Annotated in this window: 25 protein-coding genes; 13 read left to right on the top strand and 12 right to left on the bottom strand. The window is 47.0% G+C overall.

Annotated features, from left to right (window positions below):
• The first annotated feature begins 56 nt into the window (after positions 1-56).
• Both LEPBO_RS0116505 and LEPBO_RS0116500 read left to right on the top strand, forming a co-directional pair.
• Positions 57-242 carry a YqaE/Pmp3 family membrane protein gene (locus LEPBO_RS0116505; protein ID WP_017288666.1) on the top strand — a complete coding sequence of 62 codons (186 nt, stop codon included), beginning with the start codon at positions 57-59 and terminating at the stop codon, positions 240-242.
• A gap of 45 nt (positions 243-287) precedes the next feature.
• The gene (locus LEPBO_RS0116500; protein WP_017288665.1) at positions 288-659 is read left to right on the top strand and encodes a phage holin family protein; all 372 of its coding nucleotides are present in this window, start codon (positions 288-290) and stop codon (positions 657-659) included.
• Between the two features lie 52 nt (positions 660-711).
• On the opposite strand, the gene LEPBO_RS0116495 is transcribed toward LEPBO_RS0116500, so the two are convergent.
• Positions 712-1,071 carry a hypothetical protein gene (locus LEPBO_RS0116495; RefSeq protein WP_017288664.1) on the bottom strand — a complete coding sequence of 120 codons (360 nt, stop codon included), beginning with the start codon at positions 1,069-1,071 and terminating at the stop codon, positions 712-714.
• A gap of 212 nt (positions 1,072-1,283) precedes the next feature.
• Here LEPBO_RS0116495 and LEPBO_RS0116490 point away from each other — a divergent pair, with 212 nt between their 5' ends.
• From LEPBO_RS0116490 to LEPBO_RS0116465, 5 genes are all read left to right on the top strand, one after another.
• The gene (locus LEPBO_RS0116490; protein WP_017288663.1) at positions 1,284-1,595 is read left to right on the top strand and encodes a hypothetical protein; all 312 of its coding nucleotides are present in this window, start codon (positions 1,284-1,286) and stop codon (positions 1,593-1,595) included.
• Positions 1,596-2,003: 408 nt separating this feature from the next.
• A complete protein-coding gene (locus LEPBO_RS0116480; RefSeq protein ID WP_017288662.1) occupies positions 2,004-2,522 on the top strand; it encodes a phycocyanin subunit beta in 519 nt (172 codons plus the stop codon).
• 85 nt (positions 2,523-2,607) lie between these two features.
• Entirely contained in the window at positions 2,608-3,096 is a 489-nt protein-coding gene (cpcA, locus tag LEPBO_RS0116475) for a phycocyanin subunit alpha (RefSeq protein ID WP_017288661.1), read from the top strand.
• 116 nt (positions 3,097-3,212) lie between these two features.
• Positions 3,213-4,049 (top strand): HEAT repeat domain-containing protein, encoded by an 837-nt coding sequence (locus tag LEPBO_RS0116470; protein WP_017288660.1) that lies wholly within the window; start codon positions 3,213-3,215, stop codon positions 4,047-4,049.
• A gap of 45 nt (positions 4,050-4,094) precedes the next feature.
• Positions 4,095-4,910 (top strand): HEAT repeat domain-containing protein, encoded by an 816-nt coding sequence (locus LEPBO_RS0116465; protein ID WP_017288659.1) that lies wholly within the window; start codon positions 4,095-4,097, stop codon positions 4,908-4,910.
• A gap of 142 nt (positions 4,911-5,052) precedes the next feature.
• Here the strand turns inward: LEPBO_RS0116465 and LEPBO_RS0116460 are convergent, their stop codons facing one another.
• The 6 genes from LEPBO_RS0116460 to LEPBO_RS0116435 all read right to left on the bottom strand — a co-directional run bounded on the left by LEPBO_RS0116460 (position 5,053) and on the right by LEPBO_RS0116435 (position 9,808).
• Positions 5,053-5,310 carry a phycobilisome linker polypeptide gene (locus LEPBO_RS0116460; RefSeq protein WP_017288658.1) on the bottom strand — a complete coding sequence of 86 codons (258 nt, stop codon included), beginning with the start codon at positions 5,308-5,310 and terminating at the stop codon, positions 5,053-5,055.
• A gap of 19 nt (positions 5,311-5,329) precedes the next feature.
• Positions 5,330-6,199: a phycobilisome linker polypeptide gene (locus LEPBO_RS0116455; RefSeq protein ID WP_017288657.1), complete on the bottom strand. Its 870-nt coding sequence runs from the start codon at positions 6,197-6,199 to the stop codon at positions 5,330-5,332.
• 133 nt (positions 6,200-6,332) lie between these two features.
• Positions 6,333-6,821: a phycocyanin subunit alpha gene (cpcA, locus tag LEPBO_RS0116450; protein WP_017288656.1), complete on the bottom strand. Its 489-nt coding sequence runs from the start codon at positions 6,819-6,821 to the stop codon at positions 6,333-6,335.
• Positions 6,822-6,900: 79 nt separating this feature from the next.
• Positions 6,901-7,419, bottom strand: a complete 519-nt coding sequence (locus LEPBO_RS0116445; RefSeq protein ID WP_017288655.1) for a phycocyanin subunit beta — start codon at positions 7,417-7,419, stop codon at positions 6,901-6,903.
• Positions 7,420-7,850: 431 nt separating this feature from the next.
• A complete protein-coding gene (locus LEPBO_RS0116440) occupies positions 7,851-9,353 on the bottom strand; it encodes a response regulator (protein ID WP_017288654.1) in 1,503 nt (500 codons plus the stop codon).
• Positions 9,350-9,808, bottom strand: a complete 459-nt coding sequence (locus LEPBO_RS0116435) for a response regulator (RefSeq protein ID WP_017288653.1) — start codon at positions 9,806-9,808, stop codon at positions 9,350-9,352. The genes LEPBO_RS0116440 and LEPBO_RS0116435 overlap by 4 nt, the downstream gene beginning before the upstream one ends.
• Positions 9,809-10,329: 521 nt before the next feature.
• Here LEPBO_RS0116435 and LEPBO_RS0116430 point away from each other — a divergent pair.
• The 3 genes from LEPBO_RS0116430 (at position 10,330) to LEPBO_RS0116420 (ending at position 11,991) form a co-directional block, all read left to right on the top strand.
• Entirely contained in the window at positions 10,330-10,917 is a 588-nt protein-coding gene (locus tag LEPBO_RS0116430; protein ID WP_017288652.1) for a phycobiliprotein lyase, read from the top strand.
• A 3-nt stretch (positions 10,918-10,920) separates the two neighbouring features.
• Positions 10,921-11,490: a hypothetical protein gene (locus LEPBO_RS0116425; protein ID WP_017288651.1), complete on the top strand. Its 570-nt coding sequence runs from the start codon at positions 10,921-10,923 to the stop codon at positions 11,488-11,490.
• Positions 11,491-11,571: 81 nt separating this feature from the next.
• On the top strand, positions 11,572-11,991 hold the full coding sequence (locus LEPBO_RS0116420; protein WP_017288650.1) for a helix-turn-helix domain-containing protein: 420 nt from the start codon (positions 11,572-11,574) through the stop codon (positions 11,989-11,991).
• A 108-nt stretch (positions 11,992-12,099) separates the two neighbouring features.
• Here the strand turns inward: LEPBO_RS0116420 and LEPBO_RS0116415 are convergent, their stop codons facing one another.
• The gene (locus LEPBO_RS0116415) at positions 12,100-12,852 is read right to left on the bottom strand and encodes a phycobilisome rod-core linker polypeptide (protein ID WP_017288649.1); all 753 of its coding nucleotides are present in this window, start codon (positions 12,850-12,852) and stop codon (positions 12,100-12,102) included.
• Positions 12,853-13,150: 298 nt separating this feature from the next.
• Between LEPBO_RS0116415 and LEPBO_RS37295 the strand changes: the two genes are divergently transcribed.
• The 3 genes from LEPBO_RS37295 to LEPBO_RS0116400 all read left to right on the top strand — a co-directional run bounded on the left by LEPBO_RS37295 (position 13,151) and on the right by LEPBO_RS0116400 (position 15,757).
• Positions 13,151-14,035 (top strand): tetratricopeptide repeat protein, encoded by an 885-nt coding sequence (locus LEPBO_RS37295; RefSeq protein ID WP_036046020.1) that lies wholly within the window; start codon positions 13,151-13,153, stop codon positions 14,033-14,035.
• Positions 14,036-14,053: 18 nt separating this feature from the next.
• A complete protein-coding gene (locus LEPBO_RS0116405) occupies positions 14,054-14,674 on the top strand; it encodes an HAD-IB family phosphatase (RefSeq protein WP_017288647.1) in 621 nt (206 codons plus the stop codon).
• Between the two features lie 75 nt (positions 14,675-14,749).
• Complete coding sequence (locus LEPBO_RS0116400) at positions 14,750-15,757, top strand: tRNA-dihydrouridine synthase family protein (RefSeq protein WP_017288646.1); 1,008 nt, start codon at positions 14,750-14,752, stop codon at positions 15,755-15,757.
• On the opposite strand, the gene LEPBO_RS0116395 is transcribed toward LEPBO_RS0116400, so the two are convergent.
• From LEPBO_RS0116395 to LEPBO_RS0116380, 4 genes are all read right to left on the bottom strand, one after another.
• Complete coding sequence (locus LEPBO_RS0116395) at positions 15,754-16,875, bottom strand: ABC transporter permease (protein ID WP_017288645.1); 1,122 nt, start codon at positions 16,873-16,875, stop codon at positions 15,754-15,756. The genes LEPBO_RS0116400 and LEPBO_RS0116395 overlap by 4 nt on opposite strands.
• 71 nt (positions 16,876-16,946) lie before the next feature.
• On the bottom strand, positions 16,947-18,053 hold the full coding sequence (locus tag LEPBO_RS0116390) for an ABC transporter permease (RefSeq protein ID WP_017288644.1): 1,107 nt from the start codon (positions 18,051-18,053) through the stop codon (positions 16,947-16,949).
• Entirely contained in the window at positions 18,050-19,981 is a 1,932-nt protein-coding gene (locus tag LEPBO_RS0116385) for an ATP-binding cassette domain-containing protein (protein WP_017288643.1), read from the bottom strand. The genes LEPBO_RS0116390 and LEPBO_RS0116385 overlap by 4 nt, the downstream gene beginning before the upstream one ends.
• Before the next feature lie 4 nt (positions 19,982-19,985).
• On the bottom strand, positions 19,986-21,281 hold the full coding sequence (locus tag LEPBO_RS0116380) for an HlyD family secretion protein (RefSeq protein ID WP_017288642.1): 1,296 nt from the start codon (positions 21,279-21,281) through the stop codon (positions 19,986-19,988).
• Positions 21,282-21,331: the final 50 nt, after the last annotated feature.

Below are 21,331 nucleotides of genomic sequence, written 5' to 3'. Positions count from 1 at the left end.
AGCACCGCTTCATCACCGCTCCAACGTCCAAAATTCACTCCATTGAGGTTAATTTTATGCAACTCGTTCGGTTACTTCTAGCAATCCTTCTGCCTCCTGTGGCTGTTTTCATGACCTATGGCTTTAGCTTCACGCTCATCGTGAGTATTGGGCTGACGTTGCTTGGTTGGGTGCCTGGCATCATTCATGCACTCTGGGCAATCTCGAAGCATGACGAAAAGATCAAACAGTCCACGATCTAGCTTCCACCTACACTTTCTACACTCTCAAATGAAGGAGAAACAAATATGCTTAGCTTTTTGCTCACCACGCTGACCACGGCACTCGGTCTTTTGGTTGTTGACCTTGTGATTCCGGGTGTGACGATCGCAACTTTCCCTGCTGCTTTAGTTGCCGCAGTTTCTGTTGGATTAGTCAACGGTTTCGTGAAGCCTGTACTTTCTGTGCTCTCTCTGCCGATCACCTTTCTAACCCTCGGATTGTTCTCGCTCGTTGTCAATGGACTCTGCTTCTGGCTCGCTTCAGTCTTTGTGCCTGGGTTCGCAGTTCACGGATTTCTAGCTTTCATTTTGGGACCCGTTGTTCTGTCTTTTGCAACAACTTTCTTGAACAAGTACTTTGCAGAAAAAGGGATTGGTTCTTTGCCTGCGAACCAATAATCTGCTTCTAAGCTAATAAAAGAGAGATCGCATACTTGATGCGATCTCTCTTTTAATTTGTCGAATCAAACCGAGAACGCACTCCCCCATACTTCAGCCAATACTGCTTCAAAGAATGACAAGGCGTATGCAAACTCGCTTTCGCTTGATACAGCACAACCTGCCGATGCTCCCCCATCCAAAGCTTATCCGCCGGATCAATAGAAATCACCGAACCTCCTAGCGCCGCCACACACTCAGAAAAGCGCTCGATCGCGCTGAGATCAACCGATTCAAACACAAAGAAATGACCCGCACAAATCAAATGACGACTGCGAATCCAAGCTTGCATTTTCTTTTGCGCGAGAGAGGGAGAAAGCTTCTCATCCTCAGCAGAACTTCGATAGAGATCAGGCGAAGAGTGCGTTTTCATTGCGAATAGCGCTATTCAAAGGTCAGGAGGCGATGCCTTTTTATTCAAACTCCGTCCGCAAAGGCTGAACGTTTTATTTATACGATTTCTTATGATCGAATTCTCTTATAAGCCCGCAGTTCTGAGTCTTAAGGTTCATAAATCTTTGTGCAAATCTTGTGCAAAAGATAGAGGTGTATAGTAAAGTTCTGCTGTATCGTAATTCGGTATAAATGTCTAGCCTCAATGTCGTTAAGTTGACAGAACTTAATGATTTAGGCTGGCACAATGTAGAGCATCAGCCATTTGCTGATGATTTAACGAACGAGGACTTCCGTATGAGTGAAATACCTATGGGCGGGCAAATGCTTTGGAAACTAGAAGGAAACAATCGCGTTTTACATTTACGACACACCGACGCAGAACCCTGGCGACATTACGAAGAGTTTCCCCAGTATTTTCTTCCTGACCCGCTAGGATTTTCTAAAGGACTCGCAACCTTCATCGCCCTACGCAAAAAAGACTGGACAGCGACCGTTGCTTAAATCTGTCGCGAACGGCGATCGTACCTTCCTACGATCGCCTTCTCATTTTTGAGAAAAGAAATTAAGCGTGTAGTAGCCCAATCCGCCGCAAAACTTGAGCAGGCACGCTATTCAGAAGTTTTAGACATCATTTAGATTGTAACGATTTGTAAAAATACTTTGTAACAAATCGGGATTGAACGACATAGTATAAACAAGCAAGCTGAAAGACAGACTACTGCCTGGAGATGCCGATTGGTTCGTCATCTTGCAGTGAACCGTCAATCAGCGATCGCAGGAAATGAACGACTCTCGCAGCATCGCGACGGGAAAATTCAACCCACAGATTCTCAACTGGACTAAAGGAAGCATTCTTTGGTCGGATTCTTTTTGAACCTACACGCTAGACGCTATTAAGAGAGAAAGATTATGTTGGACGCATTTGCAAAAGTAGTTGCACAAGCTGATACACGCGGCGAATACCTGAGCGCAAACCAAATCGATGCCTTGATCGCTATGGTTGCAGATGGCAACAAGCGCATGGATGCTGTTAACCGGATTACCAGCAACTCGTCGAAAATTGTTGCAGATGCAGCTCGGGCACTGTTCGCTGAACAGCCTGCATTGATCGCTCCTGGTGGAAACGCATACACCAACCGCCGTATGGCAGCGTGCTTGCGCGACATGGAAATCATTTTGCGCTACGTCACCTATGCGATCTTCACAGGCGATGCAAGTGTTTTAGAAGATCGTTGCTTGAATGGTTTGAGAGAAACCTACTTGGCATTGGGCACCCCAGGTGCATCAGTTGCAGCAGGCGTTAGCAAAATGAAAGACGCAGCTTTGTCGATCGTGGGTGATACCAATGGGATCACGCTTGGCGATTGCTCTAGCTTAATGTCGGAAATCGGTGGCTACTTCGATAAAGCAGCAGCATCTGTTGCTTAATTTCTCATCTGCATGGGTCGAGAACTCTACATCGATCCATGCCGTTCCAACAGACCCGACCAGAATTTATTGGAGAGTTCCGATCATGAAGACCCCTTTAACCGAAGCAGTTTCAACTGCTGATTCTCAAGGACGTTTCCTCAGTTCAACCGAAATGCAGGTTGCATTCGGACGTTTCCGCCAAGCATCAGCAGGTTTAGAAGCAGCAAAAGCATTAACTGCGAATGCAAATAGCTTGGCAAGTGGTGCTGCAAATGCAGTGTACCAAAAGTTTCCCTACACCACGACCATGTCTGGCCCGAACTATGCTTCGACGCAAACCGGCAAAGACAAGTGCGTGCGTGATATTGGTTACTATCTGCGCATGGTTACCTACTGCCTAGTCGTCGGTGGAACTGGCCCGATGGATGACTATTTGATCAGCGGATTGGCTGAAATCAACCGGACGTTCGACTTGGCTCCGAGTTGGTATGTAGAAGCGCTGAAATATATCAAAGCAAATCATGGCTTGAGTGGCGATGCTGCTGTTGAAGCAAATTCCTACCTCGATTACGCAATCAATGCTTTGAGCTAAAGTTTAGGTTGACTCCTGCCCGGAAGAGCGCGCGATCGCGAATTCGTGATTGTGCTCTTTTCCGGGCAGTTTCTTATTTAAGATAAGAGTGGTGAATCACTTTTAAAGAAACTGTTATGGCAAATGAAGCAGAGCTGCAAGCGGGTCTTCAAGGTGAGAGTTTGACGGTAGAACAAGCGATCGTTAATCTTCAAGGTGAGGATTTGGGATTGCGTGTTTATGCTGCTTGGTGGTTAGGGCGATTTCGCGTCAATGCTCCTCAGGCGATCGAGATTTTGATCGCAGCGTTAGATGATGAAGACGATCGCACCGATGCGGGAGGATATCCGCTGCGACGCAATGCAGCCAGAGCTTTGGGAAAATTAGGCGATCGACGTGCAGTCCCGGCATTAATTCATGCGCTGGAATGTTCGGATTTCTATGTGCGTGAAGCCGCAGCCCAATCTTTAGAGATGTTACAAGATTCAGCCTGTGTGCCTCGACTGATCGAATTGTTGAATAATCAAGTTCCCGGCACGTTACCCGCACCTGAACCCCCTCAGCTAGAACAACCTTTTGATGCCATTTTAGAAGCGTTGGGAACCTTGGGTGCAACCGAAGCGATTCCTCACATTCAGCCATTTTTAAACCATTTTGTCCCTCGAACCCAATTTGCTGCATTAAGAGCAATGTACCAACTCAGCCCAAATCCTGAAATTGCGGCTGAATATGGCGATCGCTTAGTGCAAGCACTATCGAGTCAAGACCTGCAACTTCGGCGCACGGTCTTAGCAGATTTAGGCGCGATCGGGTATTTAGCTGCAGCAAAACCGATTTCTGAAACCCTAGCAGAAAATAGTCTGAAATTAATTTCTTTAAAGGGATTACTCGAAACGCAATTAGTCGAAAGTCCGCTCCCCAACTTATCTGAGGGCGCAATTCAAGTGATGCACTTGATGGATGAACTCCTTTAGACGCGATCGAGCGACAATACACTTAGCACTTAAATTCTTCTCCTCATGTCTGACTCTCTTTCATCGTTGATTCAGGCGGTCGATGCCGCAGATTCTGCTTATGCTTTGCTCAAGGCTGTTCAAAATCTTGCCGACGCAAAGTTAGAAGGTGCGATTCCAACGTTGGTCGCCTCATTGAGCTATAACAATCCAGGGGCAGCCGTTGCAGCCGTGGAAGGATTAATTGAGTTAGGAGAACCTGCGGTTGCACCCCTGCTCGAACAACTCGATGGACATAACTATACAGCACGAGCTTGGGCGATTCGGGCACTGGCAGGCATTGGTGATCCAAGAGGATTAGTGACATTGTTAGGCGTCGCAACTGCTGATTTTTCGCTCAGCGTGCGGCGAGCCGCAGCCAAAGGACTCGGAACCATGAAGTGGCATTGGTTCCCAGAAAATTTGTTAGAGATTGCTCAAGAAGAGGCCCTAGAAGCATTGATCTTTGTCGCACGCCAGGACGAAGAATGGGTGGTGCGCTATTCAGCGATCGTGGGCTTACAAGCTTTGGCACAAGCAATCTCACAAACCTATCCCGAATGGCGATCGCAGATTCTCGCTCAGTTTGAACAAATTGCAGAGCAAGATGAGAGCGATGCCGTTCGCGCTCGGGCGTGTTGGGCACAGCAACAAGTGAAAAACGCAGTTCCCGCTGCTAAAGTCGAGGAGCAACCCTCTCCGCTATCGGCTTCTGATTGGCAGATGATTTTAGATAAACTGTACGATCGCAAAGGGCAAGAACGGCTTGTCCTCGCCGAAGGTGATCCTCGCCGCTACCGTGGACTTGCTTTATCACTTTCTCAAAGTGATGAGAATCTCTGATGAGGAGATAGGGAGCAATCTGAGTTTGGGTTCTCCCCACTCCGCAAAATTAATGCAATGACTAGCAACCTCACAAAAAAAGAGGGAGCATCCAAACTCATCGTTTTAGATCTCCCACTTAATTAATAGAATTGTGAAACGATTATTCGCCGTGCTCTTCAGAAGCAGGTGCAGGTGCTGCTTGCCCAGCCGGACGAATGTTCACAATTCTTCCACCCATGCGGGTAATCTTTTGCATCTGAGCATTCATCTGACGATAAGGCACAGCATAGGTCACCGTGCTGCTATTCCGAACCGGATAGCTGTTGTTCTCCGTCTGATCGTTTTGACGTAGACCTTCGACTTCATAAAGGAAAACACGATTATCTGCTGTTGCAGACCGATTTGATCCAACCAACATAATGACACGCTCCTTTTATCTATTGCGCCAAAGTTACGCTAGCTACTTTACCGCCCAGCTTATTGATTTGCTGAAGCGTGCTAGACAACTGCTCGTAAGGAACCACGATCGCTTTATTGCTGCGACGTACCCAAGGATAGCGAGGCAACGAAATGCCAGCCACCTCAATCCGGTAGAGCCGATCCGAAGATCCAGTGGAAGACCGTCCAAATGTCCGAGTTGGAGTTACGCCTTGCAAAGAAGGACGATAAGCAAACCCGCTCGAACCGCCAGAAGTTCCAATGACAGCAGAAGCACTGTTTCGAGCCAGTTCCGATGCCAAGCGAGAACTTGCGCCCTCTAATTGAGAACGATCGCTACTTGCATAGCCCCGATACAGCCGGAACATGCGAGTAAATCCAACGGTCTTTTGACTAACTTGGGTTGAAAAACCGCGGTAGTAAGGAACAATATTGTCCCCAAAATTTGCATCATACTCAGCAGAATCGATATAAGAATCAATATCCGCCTCATATCCCTGCGTCTGATAGCGATCCAAATGCTCAATCACTTCTGCTTCATCGTAGGGCGCACGACCCAAGAGATGCTTGAAGTTCAGCTCGATCACACGAGTATGAAAATTAGGATATAAAAACTTCGTCTTGTAGAGTTCAGATTTTGCGACTGCGCGGACGAATTCGCGCACGGTGATCTTGCCATTGCTCAGCAACGACTCTAGACCCAGCAATCGCTCTGATGCCATCAAGTGATCGTTGCCCAATACATGACGGTAAACCGCCTGAATTACGATCTTGGCATCCTCTGGAGTCCAATTCGATCGTAGTTCAAGCGGGCGGGCTTCGCTAAATGCATCAGTTCCCAAACGGGAAGCAGCAGTTGTAATCGCCACAGGATTTTCTCCTCTAATTGTTTCAATTCAACGGGGTGAAATTGACAGCAAGATGCCCAGACCTCCAACCTCCTGTAGATGCGTCGTATCGGGCATCCCGCAGGAAATAGTCGCTCTGGGCATTCAAAATTCCCTAGCTTAGGGCATTGATTGCATAGTCAATGTAGGAGTTTGCTTCGACAGCAGCGTCGCCGCTCAAACCATGGTTGGCTTTGATGTGCTTCAGAGCTTCTACATACCAGCTCGGAGACAGATCAAAGGTGCGGTTGATTTCAGCCAATCCACCGATCAGATAGTCATCCATCGGTCCGGTGCTGCCTGCAACCAAGCAGTACGTGATCATGCGGATGTAGTAGCCGATGTCACGAACGCATTTTGCTTTACCAGCAGGGGTAGAAGCAAAGTTGTTCCCTTGCATTTGAGTTGTGTAGGGGAACTTTTGGTAAACAGCGTTAGCTGCACCATCAGCCAAGCTGGATGCTTTGGAACTCAAGCCTTTTGCAGCATCTAAGCTAGCAGCAGCCTGACGGAAGCGTCCAAATGCAACTTGCATTTCGGTCGAGCTGAGGAAGCGACCTTGCGAATCTGCGGTTGCGACCGCTTCTGTTAAAGGCGTTTTCATACCTAATCAACCTCTCAAGATGGTGTACAAAGAATGTTCAAATTGATTCAATCGTTTGGATGCGGGTTGGTCTTAGAGACTAACCAACTGCTGCTGCTGCTTTGTCGAAGTAGCCGCCCACTTCCGCCATCAAGGAGCTACAGTCACCACGGGTTACACCGTTGGGATCGTTTGCGATCGCAATTGCAGCTTCTTTCATTTTGCCAACGCCAGCAGCGACAGAGCTACCAGGAACGCCTAATGCGAGGTAGGTTTCGCGAAGTCCGTTGAGGCAACGATCATCGAGAACGCTGGAGTCACCTGTGAAAATAGAGTAGGTAACATAACGCAAGATGATTTCCATGTCGCGCAAGCAAGCTGCCATGCGACGGTTGGTGTATGCGTTTCCACCAGGAGCGATCAATGCAGGCTGTTCTGCGAACAATGCCCGTGCTGCGTTAGCAACGATAGCGGAAGCGTTTCCGGTGATGCGGTTAACTACGTCCATCCGCTTCGAGCCGTCTGCAACCATTGCTTTCAAAGCATCGATTTGACTATCGCTGATGTAGTCGCCACGAGTATCTGCCTGAGCAACCACTTTGGTAAAAGCGTCTAGCATTCAAACATCTCCTGTTAATGAGATAAGTTTACTAAGGAGTTTTAAGCCTTAACTTTGGTGGAAATGAGTAGCTATATAAAGCTGCTTATTCCGCACCTAATCTCAAGTTCGTTGAGTTGAACTTGAGCGAACTGAACGATTGAAACCAGGTCAACTGCTCAGCGGCTCTCCGATAGTTATGATTAAAGCAACTTAATTGTGCAGATTTTGTGCAAATCCTAGGATCAGGCTCAAAGAAGAAGTTAAGAAATAATACGAAAGCCTCAAACCCTTACCAGACAAGAAGTTTGAGGCTTTTACAAGATTTCTGAAACCTTGCATTCCGTTTACATTTAGATACTGTTCTTAACATTTAATTTAAGCATTGCAGCTTGTCGCAATCTTTCGCGATCGCGTTCTTATTTTTGAGCAGAATTTTGGGTCAGTTCTCTTTAGCTTTGGCTCCAAGCTTGAACGCGCTGAAGGCGATTCAAAATTCGATTAGCGAGATCGATCGCAACAATTGGTTTACAGAGATAATCATCAATTCCCAAAGTAAACGCGAGATTTTGAGTACTGAGGTCAGTCACAGAACTCAAGACTAAAATCGGCAGCCGTCGCCAAGCCGGCTGCTGCCGAAGTGCCTGGCAGAGTTGTAATCCATTGATTTCTGGCATATGGATGTCTAACACCAGCGCATCAGGCTGAACGGCTTCTAGAACCGCCCAAAACTGCTGCGGCTCTCCCAGTGTTGTAATGTTGAAGTGCCAGGGCTGGAGTAATGTCGGCAGCATCCGTAGAAAAGCATGGTCATCATCCACGATCATGACGCGAGGATTTGCCCTAGGGGTCGGTTCTATTTGAAGTGGAATCGAGACGATCGTAGAATTCGGCTGGCTTTGTGTTCCTGGAACCGATTGAATTTTTGCCGTCAGTTGCACAGTTTGCTGAAGCGCGATCGACAATGGCTCAAGTCGTTCTGCCTGCTGCGATGAAAGCATCGTCTGGCTGGAAAATTCTTGCTCAAGTAAGCGAGCAAGCTCCATCGCTTGATTCAGTCCAAATGTTCCGAGCGTGCCCACATGCTTATGAGCAATTTGGCGCGCCTCAGCTTGTAATTCCTGGCTGCATGTTCCCGCCTGTAGTGCCGCGATCGCTTGATTGATCACTTCTAATTGCTCAAGTGCTTTCGGCTGAGTTTTACTCCAAAGGTGGTTCAAAAATTCTAAATAATTGGGCTGCTTGTCTTGTTCGGGAGTCGGCGCAGGTCTTGGCTCAGATTGAAGCGTACCGAGATAGTAGCCGCGTCCATGTACCGTTGTAATGAAATTTTGAGGTGCGCCAATTTCGACTAATTTCTGACGCAATCGTCGAATGTGCGATCGCACCGTTGCCTCTGAAGGAAAATCATCAGAAGACCATAAACGATCCAGAATTTCTTCTACGCTTAATAAATTTGGACTGGTGCGTAAGAGCAGTTCTAGTAGCTCATATTCTTTAGTTGTTAACGTCAGTGGTAACCCGTCATAGGTGACTTCACACGTACTCGGATTGAGAAACAACGCCCCCCAAGTCATGATAGGCAAAGGGCAATTGCTACTCCGGCGAAGTAAAGCACGAATGCGGGCAACAAGTTCTTGAGTGTCAACAGGCTTAACAACATAATCATCTGCACCTGCGTCTAAAGCACTGACCTTAGCAGTACTCGCACTTTCAGAAGTAAGCAACAAAATCGGAGTAGTATCGTTTTCCGATCGTAATCGTTGACACAGACAAATGCCGTCTAACTTTGGCAACATCAAGTCCAGAATGATCAAATCGTAGTCAAACGTCGAGGCATACGTCCAGCCTGATTCTCCATCATGAACCGCATCCACCACATAATGATGTGCAGCTAAGTTCTGAACTAAGATCGCAGACAATGCCTCATCATCTTCAACCAGTAATATTTTCATTCAATCCACTCCAAAATCTTGGCGATCTGTTTGGACAAATCCAGAGCGTTAAACGGTTTGGTAATGACTCCGCTAATTCCTAAAGTCTGAAGTTGCTCTTCTAAAGACTGCACTTTTGCCGTTAAAAAGATCACAGGAATTCGATTTGTTTCGGAACAGGATTGAAGCGCTTTTAAGGTTGCCATACCATCCATCTTTGGCATCATATAATCGAGCAAAATTGCGTCTGGTTGTTCGGCTTGAGCAATTTGAACCCCGGTTAAACCAGAGTCTGCTGTTAAAACCGTCCAACTGGCAGTCATCTGCAGCCCAAAGCGAATCACCATCTGGATTGCTTCTTCGTCATCAATGATCAAAATCGTTCTGGGGCGAGTTTCATGCCCGCAGGCATTCGGCTGCCTTGTTTCGGTTGCTTGGTCCATCAAGTCTGCGGGATTACAGGATTGCTTTTCCATCGTGACCTTACCTCTGCCCTAAGGTGTTGCAACTCCAAAACATGATTGACCCATCACACTAATTGCTCCGTATTTTTATTGATCATCTCCAGCATCTGCTGGCACGGATTCAGAAAGAATGCTGAGTCACTCGAATCGCTGAAATTTTCTAATTACAGCCCCAGGCTTAAAAGGTGAATGTCAAAGAACTAGACATTTTGTGCTCCTTAAATTAAAACTGAATAATCTATATAAAAATGGTGAATTCGTGAACCAGCTTCTCATGACGATAAGAGATCAAGGGAGCTGCTGTCTCAAGAATGAGAAACAAAGTAATAATCCTTAATATTAAAAAATGTCTAGCCTTTGTTGAGTTGAATAAAGTTACGCTTTGGGAGGTTGCGGTTGCTTGACGAACATGCGGTTTCAGCAGGCTACGAATCTATCAGAACTGCGATACGATGAGAAAGTTAGTTCACAACGCTTAATCAACCAGCTTTTCAAGGGTCGTTTGAGTTGAATTTATAGGGAGCGAGATTGAGATGAAGGATGCGATGGAGTTTTTTCAGCAAAGTACAGGGCGTTGGCGATCGCAGCGCACCACCCATCACCTCGCATTTAAACGCGCTGAACCGGGCGAGTCTCAGATTGAAGTTGAGGCACTCGCGGCTGACCATCCGAAAGTGATTGAGATTTGCCAGTTACATGAGGTCGATCCGAGTTTAGCGATCGGCGGCGCGTATGTGGCATGGCACGGTTCGATGGCTTGGGATAAAGATGATGAAAATCACCAAGGTTCGACCGTCTTTGCATTAATTCCGGATGCAGAAACACCTCGGCGAGGCACACTGTTGCGCGAACGTGGCTATGCCGAAATCGTTCCGGTCGCCGGACAATATCATATCGACGACGAAGATGGCTTAGTGCTAACGACTGAATATGAAACGATGAGTTCGACCGAACGGTTCTGGTTTGCAAATCCTGACCTGCGTATGCGAACCAGCACCGTTAAGCGGTTTGGTGGATTTAGCACCGCGACATTTTGTACAGAGACTCGAATCGCTGAAACATCAGATGCTGAGGCTCCTGCGGCTGAATCTACAAAGTATTTCTCTTATTTTGGTTGGTAGAGGGTGAGCGATCGTTTGATTGTTACAACCAGTGCAGACGCTTTTGCGCGCGGACTCGATTACCTCTACGGAATTCGCAGTCTCGCGCCTGATCCAGAGATGATCGATCTGATTCATGATTCCAAGAATCGTGAAGTGATCTGTACTTGGATCGGGCGGAAAATTGATGCGGTCAATCAACGACTCCATCAAATTCTGCAAGACTGCCACAACTGCTTTCATACGTGGGAGCAGCCGAATCTCCAAATTTTTGCAGCACCGTTTGCTCGATCGTTTGGCATCGATGCCATTTGTAATCTTGAAACTGAGCCAATCACGATTTTGGTCGATGTGGGGCGAGTCTTGCCGGAAGATTGGTTGCTCCTGGTTCTGCACGAATATGCTCATGCTCATGCAGGCTCACCGGGTCATCATTTGCAGTTTGCGCGATCGCTGACGCATCTTTGTCTAGGGTTGGAGATTACACCACCGATCGTGCAGCCTGGACAGGAAGACTGTTTGCGATTTTATCCGCCTTGTCCTTTAATCCCAGACCCCTTAGCGTTTTGGAGAGGCGAAGGGCAGGAGTGGTGATATGACAATTTTGATCATCTCTGTTTAAGCTGCACCTTGCCAATTATTCTGGAGATACTTACTCTTTCTGAATCTTGAGTCATGCCAGCCCGGTTGCAGATTAAAGCTGAAGATTGCTCTCCGTTAGGGCAGTTTATTCTCCGATATCTGGAAGAAAATCAAATCAGTATGAATCGCTTGGCAGAGCTATCCGGTGTGCCTCAACCTCGTTTGAGGGGTGCTTGCTTTAAAGGGACTTGTCCGACCCCTGAAACGTTGAGAAAGCTTGCAAGAGTGATTGGCAAGAACCATTTAGAGCTTTACACGTTGGCTTACGAAGGGCGAATCGAACAGCTTCCTGAAACGGCTGAGGAAGATTCGCTCGATCGCTTAATTCGGGAGCTATTTGACACGGCTCGTGAACTAGAGTTGACTGCACCAAAGGTGTTGCCCTCTAAAGCGAAAATCCGAAAAGCGTTACTAGAGCTAGGCTTTTTAGAAGAGAACGCCGATCGAGCTTGAGCGTTTTTGCCAATAGAAAAACCTGAAGGCAAGAGAATCTAAAATCTCTTACTTTCAGGTTTTCAACGATCGACTTAATTCGGAACTGATCGATCAAACTTTCAGCACTTATCGACGATAAGGAACTGACTTCTCAATATCAATGTTGAGTGCAGAGATCAGTTGCGGCGGATTAACTCTTGGGCTGATACTGCGTGCCATATCCAAGAACGCTGCTGGGCTGCCTGCTTTGGCTTGCTTGTCTTGAGGCACAAAACTGCGAACCGTAGACTGCCACATGATTTGCGGGAAGCCAAGCTTGCCACGATAGTAATCATCGTAGCGGGGTGATTTGATGTTGAACGGAAGTTCTCCAGCAGTTTGGCTCGGCAAGATGCGACGGCGTTGGTAGGGAACCGTGTCGTATCCGAACGCTTCTAGATACTCTGCACTGTTGAGCAGATCATCGATAAACCCAACAATTCCTCGGGTTGCAACCACGATCGACCATGAGATTTTTTCACGTTCGCCATAGACATCACGTCCTAGCACCCGTTGAACGGTCTGTTCCACAAAGCGATAGTTGCTGTTGAGATCGTAGAAGCTACGCTTGTAGGTATCAGAAAGTACGAGTCCACGAATGAAGTCGCGCACGGTGATTTGTCCACTGCGAAGTTGCGATTCTAAGAAACGCTCTCTGTCTGCTGCAAACGCATGGAAAAAGATTTGACGATATGCCACTTCGATCAGCGTGTCCATATCGGATGGGGACAGCAAGTTTTCAGTGGAGTAAATCCGGGGCTGCTCATCACTTCCCACTTCATATCCAGCGACCCGTTGGTTTTGTGAAATCGGGGAATATTCTAAAAGAGGAATTGCCACGCCTAATAATCTCCCTTAATTCTTACGAATTCTTACGTGAGTTATTCATAATCATAAGGGTGAAGGCGAGCCATTATTCGATTTAGTCTGATAACGTTTACATATCTTAATCAGAGTTGGTGTAACGCAATTTTAGACACGATCGCGGCTGAATTTGAGAGATTTGCGACACATTTGATCATTTTACTCAACAGATATCAATTCTTGTTTAACTAACTTTATATTCTACGGAGTGTCGTTTGACGGGATCAAAAAGCCTTTTCACAATGAAAGCGATCGCGTCACTGGAGCTAGCCTGATGAGCCGACCGAATTATCTGCAAGTGTTCGCTGGTTTGATGGCATTTTTGATATGGCTGATTACGCCCCAACCTGCGCTATCTTGCTCGATCTCGTTTCATCAAGGCGTTGAAGCATTACAGACTGGGCAGTTTGAAGATGCAGTCCGTGCCTTTAGCATTGCTATTGATGCTGATCAAAATCAACCGTTAGCATATGCGAATCGCTGTCTTGCTCAGCTTGAATTAGCCCATTATTCAGAGGCGATCGCGGATTGTACAGCTTCGTTGAATCAGCAGCCTAATCAATCCGAAGTTCTGCTCAATCGTGGACTGGCTTACTATCGCATGGGCAATTATCAAGCTGCGATCGCGGATAATAGTACTCTGTTACGCACTCATGCTGATGTTCGCGCTTACTTTAATCGCGGATTGGCAAAAGTCGCAATGCAACAGTACTGGCAGGCTTTAATTGATTACGATCGAGCACTCGCTCAACAGCCAGAAGATCAATCCACGATCGCTGAAATTTATACCGATCGCGGTTTAGCTTATTTTGCATTGCAGCAGATGCCAAAGGCAATCTCAGATTTTAGTCAAGCGATTGATTTGAACACACAGGATGAGCGAGCTTACTACAATCGCGGCTGTCTGTATCGCTGGCAAGGGAATTTTGTAGCGGCGATCGCCGATTTTACAACTGCGATCGCACTTCAACCGGATCATGCAAGCGCATATTTAGAGCGAGGAATTGCTCACGCTCAGAAGGGTCGAGCAGCAAGCGCACTTTCAGACTTGAAGAATGCAGCTTCTCTGTTTGAGCAACACGGACATACGATCGCGTATCAGCAAACTGTCGCTCTCATTCAGCAGTTACAATTGACAAGGCAAACTGCGATGGGTTGAGGGTTGTCTGTGAAGCGAATGGTTTTTTGTGATTTCGATGGCACGATTACAGTCGAAGAAACATTTGTAGCAATGTTGAAACGATTTGCACCTGAAGCTGCGGCTCAAGTGCTGCCTGAAATCTACTCAAAACGAGTCACGCTTCGGCAGGGTGTGCGGCAAATGGTGGAAGCGATTCCTTCTTCGAGTTACTCGGATATTATTGAATTCACGCGCCCAAAAGCGATTCGACCTGGGTTTGTTGAGTTACTAAATTTTCTAGAGCAAGAGTCGATCCCATTTATTGTGATTTCGGGTGGATTTCGAGGCATGGTGGAAGCTGTACTCGAACCGTTTCTCGATCGCATTGTGGCAATTCATGCGATGGATATTGATACGACAGATACTTGCTTACGTTTGAATTCGCCCTATGAGAGTGGCACTGAAATTGTTGCCAAAGCTGAGATTATGGCGACCTATGGAGCAGATGAGACAATTGCGATCGGAGATTCGGTGACAGATTGGAATCTCGCAATGGCAGCTTCTCTCGTGTTTGCACGTCCACCGCTGACTCAATATTTAGAAGAGCAGAAAAAGCCTTATCTAGCTTGGGAAGATTTCTTTGAGGTGCGCACTCAGCTTAAAAGCTATCTAAAATAGGCAACCCATTCCCTTATTGAACCCTGTTTTTTGATAGAGTGAGCGAGTTCAATCCGAGCGATCGCGCTTTTCTCTATGCTCCCTCAATCGTCGCATCCAGATTTACCGCTCACTGCTCTTGCACCGATGCAGGATGTGACGAATCTCTGGTTTATGAAAGTTATCGCTCAGTACGGTAGCCCGGATTATTTCTTCACTGAGTATTTTCGGGTGAATGATACATCGAGACTCGATCGCACCATTCTCGAAGCGATTACTGAGAATGATACAGGTCGCCCAGTTTTTGCGCAGATGATTGGGGAAAGCATTCCAGATCTCGTCAGAACTGCAAGAGATCTTTGCCGCTATGAGTGTGCTGGAATCGATTTAAACATGGGCTGTCCAGCACCCAGAATCTACAAAAAGAATGTGGGTGGCGGATTGCTGCGAGAACCTGAAAAAGTCGATCAAATTTTAGGCGCACTCCGACAAACCGTGACCGATCGACCGTTTACCGTCAAGATGAGAGTTGGGTTTGACAATACAGATAATTTCTACAAAATTTTAGACCTGATCAATCGCCACAACGTTGATCTCCTCAGCTTGCATGGTCGAACTGTTAAAGATATGTATCACGGGACTGTGAAATACGATTTGATTGCTGAAGCGGTTCGATGGGTGAATTGTCCTGTGCTAGCAAATGGCAATGTTCACTCGGCACAATCTGCGATCGACGTTCTGGCTAAAACAGGTGCAGCAGGCGTAATGGTTGGGCGTTGGGCGATTGGTAATCCTTGGATTTTTGAGCAAATTCGACAAGGGTTACAAGGTGAGAAGATTACTCCTGTCCCTTTAGCTGAAGTGCGTCAGTATATCGATCGATTATGGAAAACTCCAACAGCAGCAAATGTTCCAGAGCGTGCAAGACTTGGCTATCTCAAGATGTTTTTGAACTATGTTGCGCTGAGTATTGATGCTGAAGGGAATTTTTTGAAGTCGATGCGCCAGACTCAAACTGAGACGGAATTGTTTCATTTATGCGATCGCGTTTTACTAACCGATCAGACGAAAACTTTCGCGTCAACGCCTTATTCAGGAGTCTAATTCAACTGACTGCGAAATCGATTTGTACTAATCAACAGAAACGCGATCGCAAATACAAAAAGCGCGATCGCCTCTGGATACAGCACATCTAATCCATTGCCTTTTAGTAAAACGCCTCGCGCGATTTTAATGTAATGTCGCAGTGGATTCGCAAGCGACAGGATTTGAAAAAACTTCGGCATACTTTCTACAGGCGCGATCGCTCCTGAAAGCTGAATCAACGGAAGATTGATAAAAAACGAAGTCAAAATTGCTTGCTGCTGCGATCGCGAAATCGTTGCTAGTAAAAAGCCTATTCCAATTCCAACACAAGCATACAGCCCAGAAAAAAATAGAAACAACAACAAATTCCCGCGAAACGGTACATGAAAGATAAAGTAAGCTACCGAAAGTGCCAACATCACTTCACCTAATAGTAAAAAGAACAAGGGTACAACTTTCGCTAAGATAATCTCCCAATCTGCCGCAGGAGTCATAAGTAGCTGCTCTAAAGTCCCCGTATCTTTCTCTCGCACGACCGCTGATGTTGAGACTAAAGAGCTACCCAGATTAAGCACCAGCCCAATCACACCTGGAACGATAAACCAGCTTGAAACTAATCCCGGATTGTAGAGGATTGCAGCTTCGGTTTGAATTGGAGGAACCGTATCAGGAGAAAATTGCCGCCCAAATTGTCGAATAATTTGAGACGCATAGCCACTAGCAATCCCCGCTGTATTCGCATCGACTGCATCAATGAGAACTTGTACTTCCGCAGGTCGATCGCCTTTGAGCGATCGATTAAAATCGCTTGGAATGACTAATCCCGCTGTAATCTCGCCTTTTTGAACTTGCTGACCTAATGTGCGCTCATCGATCGGACTCGATTTAACGTCAAAGACCCGATTGACCGTCATTGTTGCCGTCAATTCTCGACTCAGCGTCGTGTTCGCATAGTCTACGACTCCAAGCTTCAGATGCTGCACATTCGGACTCAGAGCAAATCCGAAAATCAAAAGCTGTACTGTTGGCGGAAAGACAAGCAAAAAGATCAATTGTTTGTTGCGGAGAATCTGCCGAATTTCCTTGAGTGCTAGGACAAAAAATCGACTGGCTAGGAAATGACGAAGGATAGGCATGGGTTGATCTCCAATAAATTGGAATGGGGGAGTGGGGGAATAGGAGCATTCTTTTGTTCTTCAACTGCAAGCTATCCGGGTAGCTGCATTCGACCTAGGATTCGACGAGCAATATTGAACAAGACAAACGCGATCGCAGCTAAACAAACCGGAGCCGCCCACACTCCAGTCCATCCTGCTCCTCTCACAAACGCATCCCGTGATAGTTCGATAAAGTATCGAGCTGGAACGACACTCGAAACTAGCGATAACGGAAATGGAATGTTGCTGAGTGGATAGATAAAGCCGGATAACAACAGCGCAAGTAAAAAGCCAGCCGTTGCGACCGCTTGCACAGCAACCGATCGATTTCCAGTTCTCACTCCAATTAACAATCCAAATATCACGCTTGCTAGCAGAAACAATGCTCCTCCAAACAGAAACGGAGTCGGATCGCCGACAAACCTCAACTGCCAAATCGCTGCTCCAATTCCTATCACCACGATCGCTTGTCCGATCGCAATTAGAAAATAAGCCAAACATTTTCCTAAAAGTAATTCAGCCGCACTAATATTAGAGGCGTAAGTTTGTAGAATCGTCCCTTGCTCTTTCTCTCTCGCCATTGCTAGCGCTGCAAGTAAACTCGGATAAACTGCCAAAATCACCCCAAACACTCCAGGAACAATATACAGAGATTCTTGCCGCCCAGGATTAAACCACAATCGAATTTTTGCGACTAATTTAGGAGACGATCGTAGTAAACCTTCATCCTGAATAAACGCATTTGTGAAGGCTTGAATACTATTCTTAATCACCCGCGCATTGTTCACATCAGTTCCATCAATCAGCACTTGCACATTTGTCGATCGACCTGCCTCCACATCTGCACTAAACTTAGGCGGAATGATCACAGCAGCTTGAGCAATCCCGCGTTCGATGCCATCTCGTAATGGATCAAGCCCGCTCCATTGCACCGGAACAAATTGATTCGTCACATACAGCCTTTCTGTATAAGTTTGACTGAGATGAGTGCGATCGAAGTCCTGCACAATCAACGCAATATTCTTTGCCTCCAATCGAATTGCAAATCCAAAAATGAATAAGGTCATCAATGGCAAAATAAACGCCAGTGCTAGAGTTAAGCGATCGCGTCTAAATTGAGCCAGTTCTTTCTGAGCTTGAGTGAGAATACGTTTCATAGCTTTGCCTGAGCGCGCTGGACAACCCCGATAAAGGCATCTTCGAGGGAGTAGGGAATGGGAAGTAGGGAAATAGGAGATAAATTTGCAGCGATGAGCCGCGATCGCAGTTCTTCAATCTCTTCAGGATGATCGATGACCACATGTAAGCGATCGGCAAAAATTGAAACACGCCAACTTTCCATCTGTTGCTTGAGTAAGTTGGAAGCAATTTGAGCGTGAGGAACAACGACTTCGATCAGTTGTCCAGGCTGCGCTGCTTTAATCTGACTCGGTGAGCCTTCTAGTACCGTTTCACCTGCCACCATAAAGCTCATTCGATTGCATTGTTCTGCTTCTTCCAGATAGTGAGTAGTAACCAAGATCGCAGCACCATTTCGGGCAAAATCATTGATCAATCGCCAGAATTGCCGTCTTGCGAGCGGATCAACACCAGATGTCGGCTCATCCAAGAATAAAATATCAGGCTCATGCATCACAGATGCGCCAAAAGCAACCCGTTGCTTCCATCCCCCCGGCAATTGTCCCGTGACCATATCTTCCTGTCCTTCGAGTCCGCAGGTTGCAAGTACCCAGTCGATCTTCTCGCGTCTGTGTTGACGAGGCACGCCATACACACCACTGTAAAACTCTAGATTTTGAACGATCGACAAATCATCATATAGCGTAAATTTCTGGCTCATATAGCCAATACGCTTTCTCAAATCGCGACTGCGAAGATTTCCCCGTTCTCCACCAAGGGCAATCTCACCTGAGCTAGACGGCAGCAATCCACACAGCATTTTGATCGTGGTGGTTTTTCCAGCTCCATTCGCACCAAGTAATCCGAAAATCTCACCGTAGCGAACTTCAATATTCGCATTCCTAACTGCTTGGAATGTGCCGAAGACTCGATTGAGATTATGCGCATAGATTGCAATCTCTTCTGGAGATTTCCGACCCGATCGAGCACGCGGAAATTCTAAAATCTTCGGAGCTAAACCTTGCTGCCGCAGTTGAGTGACGAAAACATTTTCTAACGTGGGTTCTGTAATCTGGAGTGAGGAGAGTTCTAGCTGTCGATCGCGAAATTGCTCTCGAATGGCTTGCTCTCCCACTTTTTCATCGACGACTAACACATCTAAGCGATCGCCAAAAGTTTGCACATCTGCAATCTCGCGATGATCGCTCAACATCTGTTCGGCGACTGCAAGCTGCGGGGTATGCACTTCCAGTCGATGCAAGCCTAAACTTTGTCTCAATTCAGCCGGAGTGCCAATGTGCTGAATCATTCCGTCATACATCAATGCAACTCGATTGCAGCGTTCTGCTTCATCTAAATAAGGTGTTGCTACGATGATCGTCACTCCCTCTGCTGCTAAAGTCGCAAGCACATCCCAGAATTCACGACGCGATACGGGATCGACACCCGTTGTCGGTTCATCGAGCAAAAGCACTTGAGGCTGAGAAATTAAAGCAGAACAGAGTGCGAGTTTTTGCTTCATTCCGCCTGAGAGTTGTCCAGCTAAGCGATCGCTAAATTGATCTAAACTCATCAATCGCAGATACTTCTCTCGCCGCTGTTGAAAAAGATGATCTGGAACTTCTCGCAAGCCAGCCATATAGCGCAGATTTTCATCAATGCTGAGATCCAAGTACAACGAAAACTGCTGAGTGAGATAGCCGATCTGCAATCTTGCCTCTCTCGGCAATCGTCCCAACACTTGAACATTGCCAGCCGTTGCTTCCATCACCCCTCCCAGAACATGAAAGGTCGTCGTTTTCCCGGCTCCATCCGGCCCAATCAAGCCAAACAATTCACCTGAAGCAACACTAAAATCAATCCCGCGAACTGCCGTCACGCGACCATATTGTTTCTGCAAGTGCTGCACTTGAACAATCGGATCAGCAACGCGCTGAGAAAGAGGAGCAGATACGATCGCAGTCATAGCTCTACTCCTTGAGTAAAATTTCCCCGTCCGCAGGCATTCCAGGCTTGGCAAATCCGGCTGGATCGTCGATCGCAATTTTTACTCCAAAGACTTGTTTGACTCGATCGTCTCGAAAGTAGATATTTTCTGGCGTAAACGAAGCTTTCGGATCGATCGCAGCGACTCTCGCACTGAGCGGCTCTTTCGGAGCAGAATCTAAAAACACTTGAGCGCGCTGACCTACGCGAATTTTGCCAATACTACTTCCAGGGATATATCCTCGTAAGTAAACTGTGTTCAAATCAACCACCGTTAACAATGTCTTGCCCGTTGCCACCACTGCTCCAGGTTCAACAGGTCGAGCCGTAACCACACCACGAATCGGACTTTTCACAACGAAAGAATCTAAGCGTTTCTGAATCTGTTGCTGATTGGCTAACGCATTTTTCACTTTTGCCTGTGCGGCAGCGAGTTTTGCTTGAGCTTGCTGTCGTTGCTGTTGTAATCCAGCCAGTTGTGCCCCGCGAATCTCCGGATTCAATTCGGTCGTTTCAGTCTGGGTTAATCCACCCTGCGCCGCATTCAACTGATCTCGCGCTGCATTCACCGCTTCTTCTCGCGCTTGTAAAGTGGCGATCGCCGTTTCTACTCCTGCCTGAGCCGTCTCAAAATTCATCTGAGCTTGATCAAACTGCTGCCGATTCACAGCGCCTTGAGTCACTAACCGCGCATAGCGATCGCGATCGGATGCTGCTAGCTTGGCTCGCGATCGCGCTTCTTTCACTTGAGCTTCTGCCTGCTTTACTTGAGCTTCTGACTGTGCTAACTGTGCCTTTGCTGCCGAGACATTAGAAGTCGCTTGATCAATTCGTCCCCGCGAATCCCCTTGCGATTGTTGCACATTCAACTGTGCTTCTTGAATCCGACTCTCTGCGACTGTAATCTCTAATCGCGCCTGCTGTTCTTCTTGCCGTGCTGCTGCGACCTGTGCTTCTGCTGCCCGCAATTGCTCATTCACTTCCTCATCGATCAATTGCGCGACAACTTGATCTTTCTGCACCTCATCTCCTTCGCGAAAATTGATTGCACTAATTCGCCCGGCTGTTTTCGCACCGATATCGGTTTCATCGGCTTCGATGCGTCCGCTAAGCGGTAAGGTCGTGGCTTCTGGCTTTGGCAAGAAGTGCCAAGTAGCAAATCCAATTCCGACGATCGCGAAAACCGCAGGAATGATCAAGACTCGCTTCGATTTCTGAGATGGCTTCTGAGACGGCGCATCTGGAACGTGATCTGCAGGCTGTGGAAGAGTGTGAGCCATATTGTGAAGTCTGGTTGCAGAATACAAATCATACTAGACGGTCTAGTATG

This window comes from Leptolyngbya boryana PCC 6306, assembly GCF_000353285.1.
Classification (GTDB): Bacteria; Cyanobacteriota; Cyanobacteriia; order Leptolyngbyales; family Leptolyngbyaceae; genus Leptolyngbya; species Leptolyngbya boryana.
The sequence above is the reverse complement of the archived record's forward strand: the minus strand, read 5'-3'. Positions and strand labels throughout refer to the sequence as shown.